This is a genomic window from Streptomyces sp. NPDC101191 (assembly GCF_044767915.1).
GTDB lineage: Bacteria > Actinomycetota > Actinomycetes > Streptomycetales > Streptomycetaceae > Streptomyces.
This window is the reverse complement of the sequence record NZ_JBIWOU010000002.1, coordinates 847,187-869,443: the sequence shown is the minus strand read 5'-3', so window position 1 is coordinate 869,443 and position 22,257 is coordinate 847,187. Positions and strand designations below refer to the sequence as shown.

Annotated in this window: 14 protein-coding genes; 6 read left to right on the top strand and 8 right to left on the bottom strand. The window is 73.7% G+C overall.

Annotated elements, in window-relative coordinates:
* Nucleotides 1-174: 174 nt before the first annotated feature.
* A complete protein-coding gene (locus ACIRQF_RS10845) occupies nt 175-795 on the top strand; it encodes an SMI1/KNR4 family protein (protein ID WP_404090866.1) in 621 nt (206 codons plus the stop codon).
* A gap of 243 nt (nt 796-1,038) precedes the next feature.
* On the top strand, nt 1,039-2,415 hold the full coding sequence (locus ACIRQF_RS10840) for an MFS transporter (protein WP_404090863.1): 1,377 nt from the start codon (nt 1,039-1,041) through the stop codon (nt 2,413-2,415).
* Between the two features lie 192 nt (nt 2,416-2,607).
* Here the strand turns inward: ACIRQF_RS10840 and ACIRQF_RS10835 are convergent, their stop codons facing one another.
* Nucleotides 2,608-4,395 (bottom strand): VanW family protein, encoded by a 1,788-nt coding sequence (locus ACIRQF_RS10835; RefSeq protein WP_404090860.1) that lies wholly within the window; start codon nt 4,393-4,395, stop codon nt 2,608-2,610.
* Between the two features lie 171 nt (nt 4,396-4,566).
* On the opposite strand from ACIRQF_RS10835, the gene ACIRQF_RS10830 reads away from it, so the two are divergent.
* The 4 genes from ACIRQF_RS10830 to ACIRQF_RS10815 all read left to right on the top strand — a co-directional run bounded on the left by ACIRQF_RS10830 (nt 4,567) and on the right by ACIRQF_RS10815 (nt 11,563).
* Nucleotides 4,567-5,634, top strand: a complete 1,068-nt coding sequence (locus tag ACIRQF_RS10830) for an IclR family transcriptional regulator C-terminal domain-containing protein (RefSeq protein ID WP_404090857.1) — start codon at nt 4,567-4,569, stop codon at nt 5,632-5,634.
* 45 nt (nt 5,635-5,679) lie between these two features.
* The gene (locus ACIRQF_RS10825; RefSeq protein WP_404090854.1) at nt 5,680-6,000 is read left to right on the top strand and encodes a putative quinol monooxygenase; all 321 of its coding nucleotides are present in this window, start codon (nt 5,680-5,682) and stop codon (nt 5,998-6,000) included.
* 314 nt (nt 6,001-6,314) lie between these two features.
* Nucleotides 6,315-10,811 (top strand): aminotransferase class I/II-fold pyridoxal phosphate-dependent enzyme, encoded by a 4,497-nt coding sequence (locus tag ACIRQF_RS10820; protein WP_404090851.1) that lies wholly within the window; start codon nt 6,315-6,317, stop codon nt 10,809-10,811.
* A complete protein-coding gene (locus ACIRQF_RS10815; RefSeq protein ID WP_404090848.1) occupies nt 10,808-11,563 on the top strand; it encodes a class I SAM-dependent methyltransferase in 756 nt (251 codons plus the stop codon). Before ACIRQF_RS10820 ends, ACIRQF_RS10815 begins: the two co-directional genes overlap by 4 nt.
* Here ACIRQF_RS10815 and ACIRQF_RS10810 read toward each other — a convergent pair.
* Genes ACIRQF_RS10810 through ACIRQF_RS10780 form a run of 7 tightly spaced genes read right to left on the bottom strand, consistent with a single transcriptional unit; the run spans nt 11,538 to nt 22,256 of the window.
* A complete protein-coding gene (locus tag ACIRQF_RS10810; protein WP_404090847.1) occupies nt 11,538-12,800 on the bottom strand; it encodes a beta-galactosidase in 1,263 nt (420 codons plus the stop codon). The two genes, ACIRQF_RS10815 and ACIRQF_RS10810, sit on opposite strands and share 26 nt — an antisense overlap.
* The gene (locus ACIRQF_RS10805; protein WP_404090845.1) at nt 12,797-13,900 is read right to left on the bottom strand and encodes a glycosyltransferase family 4 protein; all 1,104 of its coding nucleotides are present in this window, start codon (nt 13,898-13,900) and stop codon (nt 12,797-12,799) included. The genes ACIRQF_RS10810 and ACIRQF_RS10805 overlap by 4 nt, the downstream gene beginning before the upstream one ends.
* Nucleotides 13,897-15,459, bottom strand: coding sequence for an ArnT family glycosyltransferase (locus tag ACIRQF_RS10800; RefSeq protein WP_404090843.1), 1,563 nt, complete (start codon nt 15,457-15,459; stop codon nt 13,897-13,899). Before ACIRQF_RS10800 ends, ACIRQF_RS10805 begins: the two co-directional genes overlap by 4 nt.
* Complete coding sequence (locus ACIRQF_RS10795) at nt 15,456-16,277, bottom strand: PIG-L deacetylase family protein (RefSeq protein WP_376636295.1); 822 nt, start codon at nt 16,275-16,277, stop codon at nt 15,456-15,458. The genes ACIRQF_RS10800 and ACIRQF_RS10795 overlap by 4 nt, the downstream gene beginning before the upstream one ends.
* Nucleotides 16,259-18,160 carry a glycosyltransferase gene (locus tag ACIRQF_RS10790; RefSeq protein ID WP_376636293.1) on the bottom strand — a complete coding sequence of 634 codons (1,902 nt, stop codon included), beginning with the start codon at nt 18,158-18,160 and terminating at the stop codon, nt 16,259-16,261. Before ACIRQF_RS10790 ends, ACIRQF_RS10795 begins: the two co-directional genes overlap by 19 nt.
* Nucleotides 18,157-20,604: a lipopolysaccharide biosynthesis protein gene (locus tag ACIRQF_RS10785; protein WP_404090840.1), complete on the bottom strand. Its 2,448-nt coding sequence runs from the start codon at nt 20,602-20,604 to the stop codon at nt 18,157-18,159. The genes ACIRQF_RS10790 and ACIRQF_RS10785 overlap by 4 nt, the downstream gene beginning before the upstream one ends.
* Entirely contained in the window at nt 20,601-22,256 is a 1,656-nt protein-coding gene (locus ACIRQF_RS10780; protein WP_404090839.1) for a glycosyltransferase family 4 protein, read from the bottom strand. Before ACIRQF_RS10780 ends, ACIRQF_RS10785 begins: the two co-directional genes overlap by 4 nt.
* Nucleotide 22,257 lies beyond the last annotated feature (1 nt).

The following is a 22,257-nucleotide window of genomic DNA, read 5'->3' as shown; positions in this document are numbered from 1 at the left end:
TCACCTTCTGGAGGGCTCGGCGAGGGCACCCGCCAGCCGGCCTCCGGCCGCCTCGGGGGGCGTCGACCGATTCTCGCGCTCAGGGCTGTCCGACACGGAGAGATCCGGGCCGTGACGAACCCGCTGAACCGGGCGGGACCGTCCTCACCCGCGCATGGTCTCTAAACTCGCGGCATGAAGATCGACTGGAGGGCGGAGTACCTCCGCCTCCTGGGGGGCCGTCGCCGGGGGTTCTTCGACCCGGAAGTCATGCGGCGCGACGGTTTCCCGGTGGAACGAAGGCTCAGCGAGACGGACCTGCGGGAGGCGGAGGGGGAGCTGGGGATCACGTTTCCGTCCGAGTACCGCGAGCACCTCCTGCGGCAGGGAAACCCCGAAAGTGGGTTCAACCGGCTGTGGCGCGGCCCGCAGGGCTGGGGCTGGTACGGCGACACCCACACCAACTACGACCTACTGACCCAGCCGTTCCCGCACCCCGATTCCTACCGCGCCGCCGACGACGACCTCGACGAGCGCGAGCCGCCCCGCGAGGACACGGAGGCATGGGAGGAGTGGGACGACGAGTGCGGGGTTCTGGAGGAACGTAAGACGGCCGGTGCGGTGTACCTCCAGGAGGGCGGCTGCGGCTTCTCCACCCTCCTCGTCGTCACGGGCCCTCACCGCGGCGAAATGTGGTTCGACGGCCGCGCCACCTGCGACCAGATCCTCCCCCTGAGACGGGCCGGTCGACCCGTGTTCTTCGCGGAGTGGGTCGAGCGGGGAACGAGCCTGACCCCGTGGTGTCAATCCGAGTAGGCACGCGGGGTGCTGAACCATCGAGAACGCCCCAGGCGACGGGTGCGTCAGCTCCCGGACCAGGTTTCTGTCGTGTGGGGGGCGTTCAGCGGCCCTTGTCGGGCCCTCTCCTGCCTGACATGGTGACCGGGCGGATGACCGCGCCCCGAACTATGGTGTCCCACCACATACGCGCCTGACCTGCCCGTTCCTACGGTGTGGCGACACGAACACGTCCCCCTCACCCGCTCGGAAGTGGTGCACATGGCCGCCGCAACACACGCTCCCACGCCCCCCGGCTCCCTCAAGCGCATCGTCGCCGCCAGTCTCATCGGCACCACCATCGAGTGGTACGACTTCTTCCTCTACGGGTCGGCCGCCGCGCTGGTGTTCAACAAGCTGTTCTTTCCCGAGTCGGATCCGCTGGTCGGAACGCTGCTCTCGTTCCTGACGTATGCCGTCGGCTTCGCCGCGCGGCCGCTGGGCGCGCTCGTGTTCGGACACTACGGCGACCGGCTCGGGCGGAAGAAGCTGCTGGTGCTCAGCCTGCTGCTGATGGGTGGGGCGACCTTCGCCATCGGGTTGCTGCCCACGCACGCGACCGTGGGGTCCGCGGCTCCGCTGCTGCTGACCGCGCTGCGGCTCGTGCAGGGCTTCGCACTGGGCGGTGAGTGGGGCGGCGCCGTGCTGCTGGTGTCCGAGCACGGGGACGCCGAACGGCGCGGGTTCTGGGCCTCGTGGCCGCAGACCGGAGCGCCTGCCGGGCAGCTGCTCGCCACCGGTGTGCTGTCGGCACTCACCGCGCTGCTCTCCGAGTCCGCCTTCGGGGCCTGGGGATGGCGGATCCCGTTCCTGTTGTCCGGCGTCCTCGTAATGGTCGGCCTGTGGATCCGGCTCTCCGTCGACGAGTCGCCCGTCTTCAAGGCCGCCCTCGCCGCCGCCGAGGAGCGCAAGGCCACCGCCGACCAGGCCGAGAAGATGCCCCTGGTCGCCGTACTCAAGAACCACTGGCGCGACGTTCTCGTCGCCATGGGCGCCCGCATGGCCGAGAACATCTCGTACTACGTCATCACGGCCTTCATCCTCGTGTACGCCACCACCCAGGTCGGCCTCTCCAAGCAGACCGCCCTCAACGCCGTCCTCGTCGGCTCGGCCGTCCACTTCGCCGTCATCCCCCTCTGGGGCGCGCTGTCCGACCGGCTCGGCCGCCGGCCCGTCTACCTGATCGGCGCGATCGGCGTGGGGCTCTGGATGTTCCCCTTCTTCGCCCTCATCGACCAGGGGACCTTCGGCAGCCTGCTGCTCGCCGTCACCGTCGGCCTCGTCCTGCACGGCGCGATGTACGCCCCCCAGGCGGCCTTCTTCTCCGAGATGTTCGCGACCCGGATGCGCTACTCCGGCGCCTCCATCGGCGCCCAGTTCTCCTCGGTCGCCGCCGGCGCCCCCGCGCCGCTCATCGCCACCGCGCTGCTCGCCGACTACGACAGCTCGACCCCGATCGCCCTCTACGTCATCGCCGCCGCGCTCCTCACGGTCGTCGCCATCGCCTGCGCCCGCGAGACCCGTCACCGCGACCTCTCCGACGTCGCGGAGACCGCCGCCCCGGCTCCGGTGGACGCGTCCGTCCGCGCCGACGTCTGAGCCGACGTCTGATCCCGTCGCTCCCCGCACCCCCCGCCCCGCGTGAGCACGTAAGACACCCCAGCACCACCGCCCCGCACGCCACGCGTGAGCACGTAAGGACACCAGGACGCGGAAGGGCCCCTCTCGAGGAGAGGGGCCCTTCCGCGTGCCGAGGGAGCGGCGGACCGCCGGGGTGGCCGGGCTACCGGGTCACCGCGACCGTGCCGCGCCGTCCTGGCCCGCGTCCGGCTGCTCGGGCTTCACGCACGTCACCTTGTCCCGTGGCGTGTAGTGCGTGCCGAACGTCTCGCGCTTCACCTCGACGCCGCCGTTCTTGAAGACCCGGTCCACCTTGATGTCGAAGCCCTCCAGGGGCTCCTGGACCTCGCACTTGTCGCTCGGGTCCTTGCGTTCCTTCGGCGGCGTGATGTTGGTGCGCGGGCCGGCGACCGCCTCGACCGTGTCGTACTTCTTCGTGCCGAGGAAGCTGACGGTCACCGACGAGTCCGTCGAGCTCGCCTTGATGTAGATCGGGTGGCCCGAGTCGTTGCGGAAGCGCAGGTCGAGCGTGCCCCAGGCCACGGTCGCCTCCCGGCCGGCCGGGTAGCGCTCGATGTAGAACGAGTGGGCGCCGTGCTCGATCGGCTTGACGCCGGCGAAGAACAGCGCGTTGTAGACCGTGGTGGCGACCGCGGACACGCCGCCGCCCGGGGCCTTCTGGTACTGGCCGTCCATGATCATCGTGCCGTCGACGAAGCCGTTCGCCTCGGTGCGCTCGCCGACCGTGCGGTTGAAGCTCCACACCGCGCCCGGCTGGACCACGGAGCCGTTGATCAGCTCGACGGCCCGGCCGATGTTGGTCGTGCGGTACGGGGCGGCCGGGAAGTGCACCGTGAACGTCGACATCTGCTCGGTGATCCCCAGCGCCGCCAGGCTCTCCGCCGTCAGCTGCGGCTGGGTCAGCTTGGCGGGCACCGGCGCGGTGCGGGCCGCCGCGCCCTGCTTGGTGAGCAGCGGCTCCACCGCGCGCCCGAGGGCGTCGGGCGACACCTCGCGGCCGGGGCGTCCGTCGCGCTCCACGACGACCTTGCCGTCGCGGACCCCGAGGCTCGCCTCGACGGGCGCACCGCTGAGCGAGTCGAGCGGACGGGACACCGCAGGGTCGTGCATCAGGGTGCGGGCGTCCAGTGAGGAGGTGAGCCGGCCGCCGTGGGCCTTCACGTTCAGGTGCTCGCCGAGGGTCGCCGCCGGGATGGCGAGCCGCTTGTCGCCCGAGGTGAGCGTGACGGGGCCCGACATGGCCGGGGTCGCGAACTCCTTCACGAAGCGGTCGACCTCCGCCGCCTTCACCGTCGGCTGGGTCACGGACACCGGCAGCACCACGGGGCCCGCACCGCCGGTGCCGGGGTAGGCGGCGCGCAGCGCGTCGACGGCCTTCGCCGTGTCCAGCTTCCGGCCGTCGCGCGGCTCGGTCACGACCGTCCTGCCGTTCTTGAAGGCCACGGCGCCCTCGCGGGCCGTACGGTCGTGCTGCTTCGCCTGCGCGGCGACCGCCGCGCGTGCCTTGGCGTCGTCGAAGGACACGACCGGCTCGATGTCACGGTCCTCCGACGAGAACAGCCGGCCGATGACCGTGAACGGGTCGCGGGAGGGGTCGGCCGCCCGGTCCGCCGTCGCCGCCACGTCGACCGTGAGCCCCGCCGTGGCGGGGTCGACCGTGGTGGCCGTGCCACCGATCGTGACCCGCACCGGGTCCTTCCAGGAGGCGGGGGCCGCGGCGGTGAGCCGGGCGGCGGCCTCGGCGCGGCTCAGGCCGCCGATGTCGATGCCGTTGACGCGCGTGCCGTCGGAGATGTCGTCGCCGGTGGCGACGAGCCCTGCCACGTACAGTCCGCCCGCGACGGCCGCGACCGCACCGGTCGCGATCGCCGCCTTGCGTATGTGGCCGCGGCGCCCGTGGGGGCCCGCGGCAGCGTGGTCGGTCGTGGAGCGGCGCACACACCCTCCCAGGGCGGTGAGGAGTCAGAGGACGCCCGTGAGGGGGCGGCGGTGCCCTCCGTCGAACGGGGTATCCCTCGACGTTACGCCGAATGGCGGTGATAGTTCCAGATGATCCCTTTTATTCATATGGTGACGCTCCTCTCATCCCCGGCGAACTAAGGTGACCGGGTGTCCCCGTCCTCCCCACAGGTGCCTCCGTCCTCCCCTGAGACGCCGCTTTCCTCCCCCGACTCGCGGCGTGCAGGCCCTCGGCCTCGGCAGGCAGACCTCCCGCAGGCAGGCCCTCGGCAGGCAGACCTCCCGCAGGCAGGCCCTCGGCAAGCAGACCTCCCGCAGGCTGGCCCTCGACAAGCGGGCCCTCGACAATCGGGTCCTGAGCAGGCAGGACCTGAGCAGGCAGGCCCTGAGCAGGCAGATCCCGAGCAGGCGAACTCCCGGTCCGCGGGCCCCCGGTCCGTCGACCGCGCGCTCGCCCTCCTCGACGCCGTGGCCGACGCCGACCGGCCCGTCGGGGCGAAAGCGCTGGCCCGGACGCTCGGCTGCGCCCTGTCGACCGTCTACCACCTCACCGGCCCGCTGATCACCCGCGGCCTTCTCGTACGGACCTCCGAGGGATACGCCCCCGGCCCCCGCGTGCCCGCGCTGCACCGTGCGTACCAACGGCACCACGGGCTCGGCGCGCCCGTGGCCGGACTGCTCGCCCAGCTGCGGCGCGCCTCCGGCGCCGAGGCCTACTTCACCGCCTACCGCGACGGCCGGATCACGGTCGTCGACACCACCGCACCGGTCACCGACACCGCCCACCCCTTCGCCCCCGGGCCCGAGGCGCGCGCCCATGCGACCGCCCACGGCAAGGCCCTGCTCGCCGGGCTGCCCCGGGCGCTGCGCCGGCGCTACCTGGACACCCACGGCATGGCACGGTTCACCGACCGCACGATCACCAGCCCCGAGCTCTTCGAGGCCGAGCTGGCCCGGGTGCGCGACCGGGGCTTCGCCGTCTCCGTGGGTGAGGCGGACCCCGCGTACACCTGCCTCGCGACGGCGCTCCCGGGGCGCCGGGACGGCAGCGTGCACGCGCTGTCCGTCTCCCTGCCGACCACCGACTTCCGGCGGCGCCACGGCGAGGTCCGGGCCGCCCTCGCCCGTGCCCTCCCGCTGCTCGCCGAGGCCCTGCCGGACGGCGCCGCCGCTCTCACGGCCGCCGCCGTCCCGATTCCGACCCTGCCGGAATCCTGACCCGGCCGGCTGGCCCGCGCGCCCGGACCGGCGCACCGTGGACGCATGATCTTCATCGCCGTGCGTTTCACCGCCCGCCCCGAGTACGCGGACACCTGGCTCGACCGCGTCGCCGACTTCACCAACGCCACCCGCGAGGAGCCCGGCAACCTCTTCTTCGACTGGTCGCGCAGCGTGGACGACCCCTGTCAGTACGTCCTCCTGGAGGCCTTCGCCGACGCCGAGGCCGGGGCGGCGCACGTCGCCTCCGCCCACTTCAAGGCCGGTCTCGAGGTCATGGGCGAGGCCATCGCCGCCACGCCCGAGATCATCAACGTCGAGGTGCCGCAGCAGGGTTGGGGACCGATGGGCGAACTCGCCCGCTAGCGGCCACCGCCCGCCGTCGACCGCTTCCCGGATGGGTCCCGCTCGCCCCGGTCCTGCTCGCCCCGGTCCTGCTCGCCCCGGTCCCGCTCGACCCGGTCCTGCTCGACCCCGCCACGCTCGCCCCGGTCCCGCTCGCCCCGGTCCCGCTCGACCCTCCGGGAGCCCTGCCGACCAGGCCAGGGAGCCCTCCCCGTCGCCCCCTCCGTGCGCCGTTCGTGTCCAGCCCCTCACCCCCGGTACGCGCGGGTGCGACGGCTCGGTGTACCCGACAGACTGGACGAATACCCGGAACGTGCGTGAGGGGGCGGTCGAGGATGCCGCTGCGACAGCTGTCCGGGCCACTGCGCCGCTGGACTCTTCTTTACCTGCTGTTCGTCGCCGGTGTCACCGTCGCCTATCTGGAAGTGCCGTCCCGCCACACGGTCCTGTGGGCGCTCATCGGTCTCAGCGGCGTCGCCGCCATCCTCACCGGCGTGCACCTGCACCGGCCCGCCCGCCGCTGGCCCTGGCTGGTGCTCGCGGCCGCCAACTTCACCTTCGTCGCGGGCGACACCACGTACAACGCGCTGGAGGCCTTCTTCCACCAGAACCGGCCGTTCCCCTCCCTCGCCGACGCCTTCTACCTCGTCACGTACCCCCTCTTCGCGATCGGGCTCTACGGCTTCATCCGCCGCCGGGCCGCGGGCCGCGACCTGGCCGTGGCGCTCGACGCGCTGATCCTCACCTCCGGCCTCGCGCTGCTGGCCTGGGTCAACCTGATCAATCCGCTCGCCGTCTCCCCGGACATGACGTGGGTCGAGCGCGCCATCTCGATCGCGTACCCCCTGGGCGACGTCCTGATGCTGGCCATGCTGGCCCGGTTGCTCGTACCCGGCGGGCTGCGCTCCCGTTCCGTCCAGCTGCTCACCCTGGGCACCTGCGGCATCCTCTTCTCCGACGTCGTCTACGGCGTCAAGCAACTGGACGGCACCTGGCAGGTCGGCACCCCCTGGGACCTGGGCTGGGTGGTCTTCTTCACCGCCTGGGGCCTCGCCGCCCTGCACCCCTCGATGACCGGGCTCACCGACCTCGCGCCCGAGCCCGCGCCGCGGATCGCCGAGCGGCGGCTCTTCCTCCTCGCCATGGCGTCCCTCATCGCCCCGGCGCTGCTGCTCTTCCAGTCGCTGCGTCAGGACCCCGACCGGGACATCGGCATCATCGCGATCTTCTCCGCACTCATGTTCCTGCTGGTCCTGATCCGCCTGTGGGGCATGATGGCCGACCACCGCAAGGCCGAGGCCCGCGAGCGCAGCCTGCGGGTCGCGGCCGCGTCCCTGGTGGCGGCGCTGAGCCCGCGCGAGGTCGCGGCCGCCGTCGAGACCGCCGCCGCCACGCTCTTCGGCGCCGGCACCCCGCACCACACGATGCTCCTCACCCGTGACCGCCGCGGCCGGCTGGCCGCGGTGCCCACCGGCCGCCGGCCCTGGAACCTCCAGGCCGTCGAGGTCACCGGGCCCGGGGCCAACGGATCCGACGGCGTCCCCTGGCCCGAGCTCCTCGCCGACGGCAGCCGACTCCTCCCGGTCGGCGCGCTCGACCCCGCCGTCGCGGCCGCGGTCGCGCCCGAGACGCACGCCCTGTTCTGCCCGCTCGCCCTCCAGGCACCGGCCGCCGGCGAGCAGCTGCTCGGCGCGCTCCTCCTCGCCGGGACGGAGAAGAAGCTGTCCGAGATCTCAGCCCCCGCCCAGTCCCTCGCCTCCCAGGCCGCGCTCGCCCTGGAACGCTTCGGTCTGAGCGAGGAGGTCAGTCGCCGCACCAGCGAGGCCTACTTCCGCACCCTGGTGCACAACACGTCCGACGTCATCCTCATCGTCGACGACGACGACACCATCCGATACGCCAGTCCGTCCGCGGAGAGCATGTTCGGTCACTCGCTGCTGCCCGGCACCCCGCTGACCGAACTCCTCGCCCCGGGCGACTCCGTCAGCGCCCTGCGGATCCTCTCCGGGGTCCGCGCCCGGGGGAACGTGGACGCCCGCGACGACTGGAAGCTGCTGCACGGCGGCGCCGCCGACCTGGAGGTCGAGGTCCGGTGCAGCAACCTGCGGGACGAGCAGACCGTCCACGGCCTCGTGCTGACCCTCCGGGACGTCACCGAACAGCGCAAACTGGAGCGGGAGCTCACCCACCGCGCCTTCCACGACTCGCTCACCGGGCTGCCCAACCGGGTGCTGCTCCTGGAGCGGATCGAGCGGGCCCTGCTGCGCGGCCGCCGCGAGGCCACCCTCACCTGCATGCTCTTCGTCGACCTCGACGACTTCAAGGTCGTCAACGACACCATGGGCCACTCCGTCGGCGACGAGCTCCTCGTCGCCGTCGCCCGCCGGCTGACCTCCGTGCTCCGGCTCACCGACACCGCCGCCAGGCTAGGCGGCGACGAGTTCGCCGTGCTCATCGAGGGCGCGCGCGAGCCCGGCGACGCCGAGGTGCTGGCCGCCGAGATCGTGAACACCCTCAGCCAGCCCTTCCAGCTCACCGACGGCGCCGTGTCCGTCTCGACCAGCGTCGGTGTCGCCACCGTCCTCGACAGCGCCCACGCCGAGGAACTCCTCGGCCACGCCGACCTCGCCCTGTACGCCGCCAAGGCCGCCGGCAAGAAGCGGTGGCGGCGCTTCCGGCCCGAGCTGCACTCCCGGCTCGTCGCCCGCCACGAGCTCCAGGCCGGCATGGACAACGCGATCGCCGACCACTCCTTCGCCGTGCGCTACCAGCCCATCGTGGAGGTCGACGACGCTTCTCTGGCCGGCTTCGAGGCCCTGATCCGCTGGCCGCACGCGCGCCGGGGCATGGTCCCGCCCGAACAGTTCATCACCATCGCCGAGGAGAGCGGCCACATCATGCCGCTCGGCGCCTGGGTGCTCGACCACGCGGCCCATGACATCTCCCGCTGGCAGCGCGCCCACCGCCGGACGCCGCCGCTGTGCGCCAACGTCAACGTCTCCGCGCGCCAGTTCCGCGACCCCGGCCTGCTCGACGTGGTCCGGCGCACCCTGGGCTCCTCCGGGCTCGCCCCCGACTCCCTGGTCCTGGAGCTCACCGAGTCCGTCCTCATGCACGGCGACGAGCAGATCGGCTCCACCATGCGGGCCCTGAAGGACCTCGGGGTGTCCATCGCCATCGACGACTTCGGCACCGGGTACTCCTCCCTCAGCTACCTGCGCGAGTTCCCCATCGACGTGCTGAAGGTCGACAAGTCGTTCATCGATGACATCACCACCGACCGCCAGCAGGTCGCCCTCGTCGAGGGCATCGTGCGCATCGCCGACGTCCTCGGGCTCCAGGTCGTCGCCGAGGGCATTGAGAACGAGGACCAGCGCGCCCTCCTCGCCGACATGGGCTGCCGCTTCGGTCAGGGCTACCTGTTCGCCCGCCCCCTCACCGCGCACCAGGCGGAGACCTTCCTGCACCGGCCGGCCGGCGGGCAGGCCCGTACCGCCAGGACCGTCCGCACCGCCAGGGCCGCCCGCGCCGGCGCACCCGCCACGGAACCCCGGGCCCCCCGCGCCTCCAAGCTCGACATGCGCTGGCGGGACCTGGAGCGGCTCAAGCGCACCAGCCCCATGTGCGACGCCGTCATCGACGAGATCGACGGCCGCAGGCTCCGCGTCGACGACCACTGGCTGATCGACTTCGCCTCCTGCAACTACCTCGGCTTCGACCTCGACCCCGAGATCATGGCCGCCATCGATCCCCAGGTGCGCACCTGGGGCACCCATCCCAGCTGGTCCCGGCTCATCGGCAGCCCCCGGCTCTACCCGCGCATCGAAGAACGCCTCACCGAACTCCTCGGCGCCCCCGACACCCTGCTGCTGCCGACCATCACCCTCATCCACCAGTCGGTCATCCCGCTGCTGGCCGCAGGCGGCCAGATCTTCGTCGAGTCCCAGGCCCACCGCACCATCTACGACGGTTGCGTCGTCGCCCGGGGACAGGGCGCGGAGCTGCACCGCTTCCGGGTCGACGAGCCCTGGGAGCTCGACACGCTGCTGCGCGAGGCGCCCCGCGGCCGCGCCCGGCTCGTCTGCATGGACGGTGTCAACAGCATGACCGGCAACTTCCCGGACCTGCGCGCCACCGCCCGGATCTGCCGTGAGCACGGCGCCCTGCTGTACATCGACGACGCCCACGGCTTCGGCGTCATCGGCGAACGCGGACCGGGGGAGACCAGCCCGTACGGCTCCCGCGGCAACAGCATCGTGCGCCACCTCGGCGAGACCTACGACGGCATCGTCCTCGTCGGCGGCTTCTCCAAGGCCTACTCCTCGCTGCTCGCCTTCCTCGCCCTGCCCAGCCGCCTCAAGGACCACCTCAAGGTCGCGGCAGCCCCCTACCTCTACTCCGGCCCCTCGCCGACCGCCTCGCTCGCCACCGCCCTCGCCGGACTCGACGTCAACGACGAGCGCGGCGACGCCATCCGGGCCGACCTGCACCGCAAGACCGCCCGCGTCCTCGACCACGTCCGTGGCCTCGGCATCGCCACCCCCAACACCGACGGGCTGCCGATCATCGAGATCCCGCTCGGCGACGCCTCGGAGCTGGAGGCGGTCGCCGCGTTCCTGTGGGACCGGGGCATCTACGTGACGCTCGCCAGTTATCCCCTCGTGCCGCGCGACCGGGTGGGCTTCCGCGTCCAGATCACCGCCGCCAACACCGACGAGGAGATCGAGCAGCTCAACGACACGGTCACCGCCCTGTCGGCGCGCTTCGCGCTTCAGCGCCGCACCGCCGCCCAGCCCGGCGCCGTCCCGGCCGGCCGCTCCCCGGAGGCATGATGGCCACCACCCGGCGGGCGGTGCGCAGGAACCGTGACGCGGACTGGAACGCGTGGCCCGTCGCGGAGTACCTGGCCGAGAACTACCGCCAGATGCACCCGTGCGACCGAGGCGTCATCCACCACCACTGCGCCTTCTTCCGGCAGTTCGCCCCGGGCTCCCTCGCCCGGACCCTCGAACTCGGCGCGGGCCCCAACCTCTACCCCCTGATGCTGGCCACCGGCGCCGCCCGCCGCGTCGAGGCCCTGGAACCCGGGGCCGCCAGTCGTGCCTATCTGCGACGCCAGCTGACCTACGGCCCCGAGGACAGCTGGGAGCCCTTCTACGCACTGGCCCGCGCCCTCGACCCGGGCCTGCCGCCCACCCTCACCGAGGCCCTCACCCGGGTCCACGTGGTGCAGGGCGACGCCGGCGACCTCGTCGACGGGCACTACGACGCGGCGTCGATGAACTTCGTCGCGGAGAGCGTCACGGAGGACTTCGGCGAGTTCACCGCCCTGTGCGCGGCCTTCGCCCGCGCGGTGCGGCCCGGCGGCGGGCTCGTCGCCGCCTTCATGGAGCGCATGCCGAGCTACCGCATCGGCCACGGACCGGTCTGGCCGGCCTGCCCGGTCGACGAGTCCGCGCTGCGCGCCGTCTTCGGGCCCCGCACCGCCGACCTGCGGATCTCCCGCCTCGCCAAGGACCGCACCCTGCCCGAGTACGGGGACACCGGGGTGCTGCTGCTCACCGCCCGGCGTCCCGGCCCCTGATCAGCTCCGCGTACGTCTCGAGCGAGGAACCGGGCGTCCCGTCGTAGAGATGGTGGTCGAAGGCCCACATCAGGTCCTCCAGACCGCACGTGTCGACCTGGCGGAACGCCGCCTCCATAGTGCCCGGCCGGTACGCCGCCACCTGAGGGCCCGCGCTCTCCCCGGCCACGTGCCGGAAGCCCTCCGCCCGGGCCACCGCGACCACCCAGCGGGCCGACGACCAGGACCGCAGGGTCGCGTCGGGGGCGGTGGCCACCTTCCCCGCGTCACCGGAGGCGCAGCCACTGTCGACGGGGCGCCCGGTGCCGTCGACCAGGGCGGTGGTGACGATCTGCACCTGGTCCCGGTGCTGGACGAGCCCGAGCGTCGCGAAGAAGCCGACGCCCTGGCCGATCAGGCGCGCCCCCCGCGTGCGGCCGTCCAGGTACGCGGCCACGGCCGCCTCCCGGTCGGAGGGATAGAAACCGGCCCCCGGTACGAGCACCTTCAGCGGGCCGCGGTGGCCGAGCCCGGCGTACAGGTCGATCTGCCAGTTCACCGCGTCGGCGAGGGAGGCCAGGTACCAGTCGTACCAGCGCCGCACCTGGCGTTCCGTGAACGGCGCGCCCCGGTACGTGTGCTCGCCGGGCCGCCAGCCGGGGTACGGGCTCGCCGCCTGGGCGTGCCGGTCGTACGCCCAGAACTCGCCGCCGGCGCGCCCGTCCGAGACCGCCCGCGGATAGCCGAACTCGCCGTTCTCGTCGATCCCGAGCCGGACCGCCCACACGTCGTCCAGGCCGATCCGCTCCTTCACCTGCCGCACGTACGAGGCGACCTCGGCCCGCACCGGTTCGCTGAACACGATGTTCGGGGTGCTCGTGGAGCGCTCGCCGTGCTGGTTCTCCCACACCGACTCGGGGTAGGCGTCCCGGAGCCAGTCCGGCGGGTGGTTGAGTCCCAGTCCCGCCTCCACCCGCAGGCCGGCGTCCCGGAACGACTGCAGCCGCTCGCGCACCTGCCGCGCGTACGCCTCGTCGTACCGTCCCTGCTCCGGCTCGAACCGGCTCCAGTCCACCTGGAGATGGGCGATCCGCAGCCCGTGCGCGTACTCCGTCTCCGCCCGCTCCGGGTCGGTCTGGAGCGTGCCGAACAGCGGGGCCGGCGGCTGTCCGTCCGGGCGCAGGGGCCCGAACGCGGCCGCCACGAGGGTCAGTACGGCGAGCAGTCCGAGCACCACGGGCAGCCGGACCGGCCTCACGACAGCAGCTCCCGGTACAGCGACGCGTACTGTGCGGCGAACCGCTCGGGGCCGAACTGCTTCTCCACGGTGGCCCGGCCCCGCTCGGCGAGTACGTCCCAGGAGCGCGGCTGGCCCAGCAGCCACACCAGTTGCTGACCCGTGCGGCGGGCGTCCCCCGCGGGCGCCCGCAGCACCGCGTTGCCGAAGTCGGCGAACTGCGGCAGATCGCTGAGGATCACCGGCCGGCCGGTGGCGAGGGCCTGGAGGACCGTCAGGGGGATGTCGGCCTTCCCGCCGATCGCCGACGGTGGGAACAGGAAGACGTGCGCCGAGGTGATCAGCGCCCGCATGTCGTCCACGTAGCCCAGGACCTCGGTGTCGACCAGACCCTGCGCCGCGGCCCGCTCCCGCAGCGCCTCCTCCAGGGCGTGCAGGTCCTGCCCGGGCCGCCCGCGCATCGCCAGCACCAGCCGGAACCGGACGCCCGCCCGCACGGCCTCCGCCGCCGCGTCGATCGCGGCCTCCGCCCCGCCCTGCGCGTCGTGGTGCCCGGCATAGAGGACCACGGGCAGGCCCGGCGGACGGGGCCGGGGCGGCCATTCCTCCAGCGGGATCATCGGCGGGATCACCCGTACGTCGCCGAAGTGCGCCGCCCGCAGCCGGCGGGCCATCGACTCCGACAGGGCGATCGTGGTGCCCAGCGGCCGGGTCCGCGGCAGCAGCCGCGCGTCCATCACCCCGGGCACCGTGTGCACCACCGGGCGGGCCCCCAGCAGCAGCGGACGCAGCCACGAGAAGGCCGGGAAGGTCCGCCCGATCGTCAGGAACGCGTGCACCAGGTCGCAGCGGCGTGCGTGCACCCCGCCGGCGAGCGCCGACTGCACCCGCTCGGACACGTGCGGCACCCCGTCCCGGGAGAGGATGCGCACCGCGTGCCCGCCGTGCCCGTTCGGCGGCGGACGGCCACGCCGGTGCGGCCATTGCGTGAACCAGGTGAACTCGATGTCCGGCAGCGCTCCGAGCACGTCGGAGGCGAGCCGTACGTCGGCCCCGTCCGCCCCGTCCAGCGGGCTGCTGGTCAGGAGCAGGACGCGCGGCCGGCGCGGGGTGGTGCTCATCGCGGGCCGGCCGACGGCTGGGGCGGCGGCAGCTCGTACAGGGCCAGCGTCCCGTACGTGGGACCCTGGAAGGCGTACAGCAGCCGTGCGCCGTGGATGAGGTCGCGCACCTCGGACAGGGGCGAGCGGCCGTAGCCCTCCTCGATCACCTTCCACGGCACGATGACGTAGCGGGCCTGGTGCGCGGCCCGTTCACCGGGCGTGACCCAGTGGCCGAGCCGGTAGTCGTCCTCGAAGGTCCAGTAGGTGACGCCGGCCGTCCGCTGCCCGTCGACGGTCACGATGCCGCTGCCGGCGGGCACGTGCTGCCGCAGGTACGCCTGCATGCCGACGAACCCGTCATCAGGGGTCCCGCGGTCCCGGGCGTAGACGCCCGCCGGCACGGCGAGCACCGCCACGAGCACGGCGACGACGCCCGCCCGCAGCGCGGGGCTCCGCCGGGGCACCGGTACCGTCACGGCCAGCGCCACCAGGTTCGGCACGAACAACAGGTACAGCGCCTGCTCCTCCAGGGTGCCGATGCCGAGCGCGTAGGCCAGCGTGACGATCGCGCAGGCCTCGAAGAGGGCCAGCAGCCGGTAGACCGGCTCCTTCCGGCGCAGCAGCAGGAACAGCGCCACCGGGGTCAGCAGAAGCAGCAGGTAGGTGATGGCGAATTCGGGCAGTTCCGCGGTGAGCCGGCCCGCGAGCGACGGCCGGCCCGGTGCGTTGAAGCCGGTTTCCTGCACGATGCCGAGCAGCCGGTCCAGGCCGTGCGTCTTCTGGTCCCAGAACGACTCCCAGTGCCCGAAGCCCACGACGAGGGTCACGTACACCGTGTAGGGCACCACGGCGGCCGATGCGGCGAGCGCGGTCAGCCGGCGCGGCGGCCCCCAGCCCAGCGCCAGCGCCAGGAGCAGCGGCAGCACCGTGATCAGCGCCGAGTGGTCCTTCGTCAGCACCGCGAGGCCGAGCAGCAGCCCGCCGGCCACCGCCCGCAGCCGCGGCCGGCCCGGCGGCTCCGCCCGGCACAGGGGCAGCAGCACCAGGAAGCCCGCGATCACCCACATCATCGTCGCGGTCTCCAGGAGCACCCAGTTGTTCTGCCGGATGCAGAACTGGTCGAGCGCGAAGACCAGTCCGGCCACCAGACCGGCCGTGCGCGACCGCACCCGCGCGACCAGGAACACGACGAGGGCCGCCGTCACCCCGGCGAGCAGCGCGTTGAGCACCCGCAGCGAGTGGACCTGCGCGATGACGTCCTGGTGCTCGCCGAACAGGCGCATCCAGCCGGCCTCCAGATAGAAGAAGCCGGGAGGATGCAGGAAGAACAGACCGTCGGACGTGCTGGGGAAGCCGCCCCGCTCCGCGCTGCGCCCCAGCTCCTGGTAGATCAGTTCGTCCACGAACAGGTCGCTCGCCCGGCCCACCTGGATCAGTCGGAGAAGCACCGTCAGGACCGCCGCGACCAGGGCGTACGCCGCCGTCGGCACCGACTCCACCGACAGGCGGCGCGCCGGGCCGGGCCGCTCCTCCGGCCGTTCGGCCGCGGGCGCGACGGAGGCGCCGGGGACGGTCATGTCGCACCTCCGGGCGGGCGGGCCGCGCCGTCGGGCACTCCGGCGGGCAGCAGGTACACCTCGGGGACGCGCGGGATCACGCCGTCGGGGAAGAGGGCGCTCACCTGGGTGCGGTAGCCCCGGATCAGTTCGGCCTTCGTGTCGAGGCCGCGGTCCCAGGACGCCTCGGTCGCCCGGAGTCCGGTGGTGAAGTCCGGGTCGGGGGCGGCCTGCAGGTTGTAGGGGAAGTCGCTGTAGTAGACGACGGGCAGTCCGCTGCGCGCGGCGGCCGTACGCACCAGGACGTGATCGGCGTGCCCGCCCACCCCGAGCGGCGCCAGCAGCAGCCCGCGGCCGCGCGGCAGCAGCTCCCGTACGGTGTCGGTCACCTGCCGGACGGTCTCCGCGTCCCGGGCCGAGACCCGGCCGCGCGACAGATGGAGCCGGTAGGTGGGATAGACGTGGTCGAGCTCGGGGAGCAGCCGGGCCGCCAGCCGGCGGCAGCGCTTCGGCGCGGGCAGGCGGCGGAACAGACCGTCCACGAATCCGCCGTGGAAGCGGTCCACGCCGAGCTGCTTGAGCACCGCCTGGTCCTCCGCCCGTCGCTCCACGTACAGCTCCTCGGCGTTCGCCGCCCCCGTCTGCCGCAGGAACTGGCGGGCCGACAGCGTGTGCGGCGGCGGCGCGGCCTCGGTGAAGACCGTCATCACCGTCACGGCCGACCGGTCGGGCAGCTGTCCGAGCAGCGCGCCGCAGGACAGCACGGCGTCGTCCGGATGCGGTGAGAGCACCAGCAGCGCGCCGGAGCGGGACAGCGCGGTCAGCGGGTCGACTGCCATGGCACTCTCCGGTCCTTCCGCGGCCGCCGGCGCGCGGCCGGCCGGTCGACGAGGCGGCGGGTCAGTGCCAGATAGGCGCCCGTCATCTCGTCCCACGTGTAGTGCTGCGCGGCCAGCCCCGCCTGCCGCCCCAGACGTTCGCGCAGCACCGGGTCGGAGGCCAGCGCGGTCATCCGCTCCCCGAACGCCGCCGCGTCGAAGGGCGGTACGGCCACGTCGCCGCCGCCGCGCATCCAGCGCAGCGCCGGCAGGTCGAAGTGGAGCACCGGCTTCCCGTACGACATGCCCTCCAGCGCGACCAGGCCGAAGGTCTCGTGGCGCGAGGGCACCACCAGGAAGGCGCTGTCCCGCAGCAGGCGCTGCTTCAGCTCCTCGTCCGCGTACCCCACCCAGCGCACTCCGTCGCCCCGCTCCGCCAGGAGCTGATCGAGCCGGTGCTCCTCGGTGGCGGTGCCCCGGCCGGCCAGGACGAGCTCCATCGGAGGCCGGGCGCTGCCGTAGGCGTCCAGGAGCAGATCGAGTCCCTTGATCCAGGTGTCGATCCGCCCCAGGAAGAGGATGGAGTCCCCGCTGCCGAGCCGGGCGTCGTCGAGACGGCGCTGCTCCACGCCGTTGGCGATCACGTGCACCGAGGCCCGCGGGCTGAGCCGGCGCACCGCCGAGGCATCCGCCTCGTTCAGCACCACGATGTGCCGGTAGCAGCGCAGCCCGATCCGCTCGACCAGGAAGAACGGCAGGTGGTAGCGGCGCCAGAGCGCCTCGGCGCTGCGGCCCTGGTCGATGCCGACGACGGGGGAGCGGGACACCAGCGGAAGGAAGCTGGTCGAGAACGGCGGGGTGAAGCTCTCCAGCCACACGTCGTGCCGGATCCGCCGGGCCACCAGGGGCAGCAGCGCCAGGAACAGCAGCTGCCCGGCGCGCGGCCCGGCCCGGCACACCGGCAGCGTCACGTAACGGATGCCGTGGCGCTCCGCGGAGCCGGCCTTGCGGCCCGCCGTCACCACGGTCACCTGGTAGTGCTCCGCGAGGCGCCGCGCCAGCTTCTCCACGACGAGCGCGCCGCCGCCGCGGTAGTCGGAGTTCTCGGCGTCGTCGTAGATGGAGACGACGACCCGCTTCTGCCGCTCGGGGACGGTGGACGGGGGGAGTTCCCGCTCGTGATAGCGCGATGAGCCGCGCCGTGCGGCCTCCGGCGACGGCGGTACGGCGGCGAGGACGCGCTCCAGGGCCGTCGCGGCGACCGACTCGGGCGGACCCTCGCCGTCGATCCGGGACACCCGGGGCAGTCGGGCCGCCCAGGCACGGTGCCGCGCCCACCAGGCGGCCGGCGAGCCCGCCGCGGTCTCCCAGCCGCGCCCGTTCAGCGTGGCCGGCAGGGTCTCCGGGAGGAGTGTCAGGTCGTAGCGCTCGGCGATCCGGGCGAAGCGCTCGGCGGCGCCGCGGCCCGGCGGCAGGTCGAACTTCACCAGCCCGTCCAGCGGACCGCGGTCGGTCACCACGACGGCGGGCCGGCCACCGGCCAGGACCGTGACGCCCAGCCGGGCGGCCCCGATCCGCAGCGCAAGCTCGCCCGCGTCGACGACGGCGTGGGCACGGCGGAACCACGATCCCCGGCGCTCGGGACGCGCGGACCGCCGTACCCACTCACCCGCCCCCGTCCCGCCCGGTTCCCCCTCTTCCCTCACCCGTGGGGGAACCGGGAACCAGCGGCAGAACACACAGCCGTAACAGTGGACCGTCACCACCGCGAACCCGCGTCGGCGCAGCCGCCCGGAGAGGGCGCGCACCAGCGAGGACTTCCCGGTGTGGTCGGGTCCGGAGACCGCCACGAGCAGCGGCGCCCGCCGCGCGCCTGTGTCGCGTCCACTCATCGGGCGGCTCATGACTCGCTCCTCCGAACGTGCTTGGCCACCACGAGCGGTACCCGCAGCGACGCCTCGCGGGCCGCGACCCGCACCCGCCCCTGGCCGAGAAGATGACCCGAGTGCTCCGCACCGACCCGCAGGGAGGTCCCCACGGACAGCGGCAGCGGCAGCGGCACCGGCTCCCCCCGGTCGAGCCGCGCCATCGCGGCGAGCGCCGCCTCCAGCGCCCGCCCGCTGCCGGACGCCCAGCCCTCGCGGGCGGCCTCGCGGTGTGCCTCGGCGACGGTGTCGGGGCTCAGCAGGGCGCGCAGGGCGAGCAGCTCGGAGAGGTCGAGGGTCAGGTTCTGGAACAGCGCGTGGGCGAGCCAGATGCGCAGCCGGTCGGCCGGGCAGGGGACGAGCCAGTCGGGGCGGCTGCCGTTCACCAGGGCGACGCCCGGGGTGGTGCCGGCCCCGTCGACGGGCAGCGCCCGCGCGAACAGCCGGTCGGTGGGCACCACCGGGACCCCGAACCACGAGACGGCGGTGTGCAGATGGGCCGCGGGGCCGCTCACCGGGTCGAGCAGCACCTTCGAGGAGCGCTCCAGCCAGTAGCGTTCACGGCGCACGTACCAGCCCGCGAGTGCCTCCTGCGCCTGCTCCCAGCGCCCGTACGGGACGACGAGGTCGAAGTTCCCGTACACGTAGTCGCCCGACAGATCCGCCTTGATGAGCACCGTGGGGATGCCCTTGCTCCGCAGCAGGCGCGTCGACTCGAAGAGATTGCGCCGGAAGAGCGCGGTCGCCGCGGCCACCTCGGCTCGGGTGGCCGCGAGCCGGTCGGGGTAGGTGCGCGCGAGGACGCCCTCCACCTGGTTGCGCCGGGCCACGGCGAGCGCGCCCGCCAGTTCGGCGTCGGTGGCCGGGCGGGTCCGGCCGTGCCAGACGGCGTCCACGAGCAGGCGTACGGACCGTTCCTCGTCGGGCGGCACGGCCGCGGCGGCTCCTCCGGCGGGACCTCGGCCGGGCGCGCCCGAGGAACGGGCCTCCCCGGCGTCCGGGGCCGGGTCACGGCCGGTGGGGTCGCTGTGCCGCCCGAAGAACCACCGCAGGGCGAGTCCCGTGACCACGACGGCGACGCAGAACCACGCCACCGGGAAGGCCCGCAGCAGGACGAGCCCGCCGGCCAGCGCGAGCACCAGCAGCGGCCGGGGGCCGAGGAGCACGCGCCGCAGCCCGAAACCGTGGACGCGCGCATGCCGGACCGCGAGGAGCAGCATCGCCACCAGCGTGCCGACCAGGCCGCCGACCGCCATGCCGACCACGCCGTGCGCGGTCCAGCCGTACGCCAGCCCCGCCACGTACACGGACAGGCCGACGAGCAGCGGCTTCAGACAGGCGTAGTCGTTGACGGCCTGGCAGAACGTCACGAGCAGGGCGAGCGCGCCGAGCGCGAGACCGGTCACGGCCGTGAGCGAGAGCAGCACGCCGACCTCGCCGTATCCGGACGGGAAGACCCGCGTGAGGACCGATCCGGGCGCGGTGGCGGCGACCGCGGACAGCGGCACCGCCACCGTCAGGTACATCCGCAGCGCGTCTCCCACGAGCGGCGCGTCCGCCCGGCGGCGCGAGAGCGCCGGCAGGAAGGCGATGGAGACGGCGCCCGCGAGGAACAGCGGCACCCGGCCCAGCATCACCGCGGCCTGATAACTCGCGGCCTCCGCACGGTCGGTGGGCAGCATCGCCACGAGGATCACGTCCACGGCCGCCATCAGCGCCACCACGCCCTGCAGCGAGGCCACCCCGACGGCCCGGCGCCACAGCCCGCGGTTGGCCGTGGTCTCCAGCCACGGGCGCCCGCGGCCACCGCGGAAGCCGCGCGGCCGGTAGATCAGGAACGGCAGCACACCGATGCCGAACGCCGCGAGCGCACCCGTCTCGCCCAGGCCCAGGGCGGCGACGAACAGCAGCCCCACCGCCGTCTTGAGCACCGCCTCGGCGGTCGTGACGACGCCCAGGGTGCGCAGCCGCTCGGTGCCCTGCAGCCAGCCCGCGCTGACGCGGGTCACGTAGATGAGGAAGGTGCCGGCCGCGATGACGAGGGCGGTCTCCATGCTCGCGAACTGCACGGAGACGAGCGCGACCACGAGCGCGGCGAGGAGGCCGCCGGCCACGCCGGTGACGACCGCGAACCGGACCGCCTCGGCTCGCTCGGCCTCGGACCGGGCTCGCGCGAGTGCCTGCGCCAGCATCCATGGCACGGTCACGACGGCGATCGCCGCCGTGCAGACCAGGAGCCCCTGCCCGGCGGCGAAGACCGCGTAGTCGGCGACGTCCAGCAGCCGGGTCAGGACCAGCGCGTACGCGTAGTTGAGCACGCCGACCGCCACCGCGGCGGTCGCTATCCACCGCGCGCCGTGAACGGCCGTCACCTCGTCCGGCAGGACGGGCGTGCGCCGGGTCACCGACTCGGCGGAACTCATGGCCGGACCTCGCCGGCGGGTGCGGGCCGGGAGAGGGGCGCGGGCGCCGGGCGCGGGGCGGGCTCGGCGGCCGACGTGGTGGCCGGGAAGCGTGAGGCGCTCCGCGCGGGCCGGGGCTCCTCGGCCGGCGACGGGCGGCCCGGAGAGCGCACGGAACTCGTCGCGGGCGCGGACTCCTCGGCCGGGGGCGCGGTGTCGGGCAGGGGATCAGGGGCCCCGAGGCGCCGGGACGACCCGCCCACCAGGACGTCCCGGGCGCCGGCCAGGGTGACCGTTGCGTCGTCGACCCCGAGCCGCGCCAGCGCGCCCAGGGCCTGGACCTCGTCGCAGCCGTGCAGGAGCACCTGGAAGGTGTTTCCGTCCCGGTGCCAGGCGTCGGTCCGGCGGAGTGCCTCGCGGACCGCCCGCTCGGTCGCGGCGGTGTCGCGCGCGGTGAAGCGGGTGACCACGGCGAGGTCGTTGGCCGCGCGCCGGGACCGTCGGTGCCGGTGGATGCGGTGCAGTTCCTCCAGGACTACCTGCGCGAGCCGTTCGGCGCTCGCGTCCCAGGAGAACGCGGCCGCCCAGGCCCGGCAGCGGGCCGCGGTCCGCTCGCGGGCGGCCGGGTCGGCCAGTTCGGCGAGGGCGTCGGCGACGCCGTCGGCGAGGTCGGCCGACGGGTCGAGCAGGTACCCGTTGACGCCGGGCTGGATGGCGTCGCGCAGCCCCGGTACGTCGAAGGCGAGGGCGGGGGTGCCGACGGCGTTGGCCTCGATCACGGTGAGGCCCCAGCCCTCGGCCACCGAGGGCACGACCGTCAGCCAGGCGTGGTGGAACAGCTCCTCCTTGCGGGCGTTGCTCACGTGTCCGTGGAAGGTGACGGCGGGCCCCACCCCGAGGGTGTGCACGAGGGCGCGCAGGGCGGGCAGTTCGGGGCCGTCGCCGCAGACGTCGAGGCGCAGCTCGGGGATCCGGCGCAGCAGCGCGGGCATCGCCCGGACGAGGAGGTCCACCCGCTTCTGCGGCACCAGCCGGCTGACCACGGTCAGCGCCGGGGTGCCGCTGCGGGTGCCGGCGGGCGTGCGGGGAAGGTCGGTGGGGCGTCCGTTGGGGACGATGTGCAGCGGGTTGCCGAAGCCGAGTTCGCGGCGGGCGCCCTCCCGGGTGGAGGGGGAGACCACGACGACCGGCCGTCCTCGGTAGACCCGCCGGCTGACCTGCTTCTCCAGGAGCCGGCCGAGGGAGTTCAGCGGCCAGCGGAAGCGGACGTCGAACTGGCGCTGGTGGACGTGGTGGATGACGCAGAGGTCGGCCGTCCAGCGCGGGGTGAACAGCGGGGAGAAGAACGGGATGCCGTTCTGGAAGTCGATGACGGCGTCGTACGCGTGCCGGTTGCGCAGCAGATGCGCGGCGGCCGACGCGTACACGCCGAAGGTCCCGCCGCCCCGTACGATCCGCATCCCGTCGCGGTACTCCCGGGCCCGTGCGCCGGGGTAGCGCGAGGAGACGAACGTGACGCGCGCGCCGGCCGCCGAGAAGCGGCGGGCGATCTCGTGCGCGTACGCCTCCGCGCCGCCGGCGTCCGGGTGCCACGGGTCGCGCCAGTTGAGGAACGCGAGGTCGAGGCGGGCGAGCCGGTCGAGGGCGGAGGCGGCGGGGGTCGGTGCGCTCATC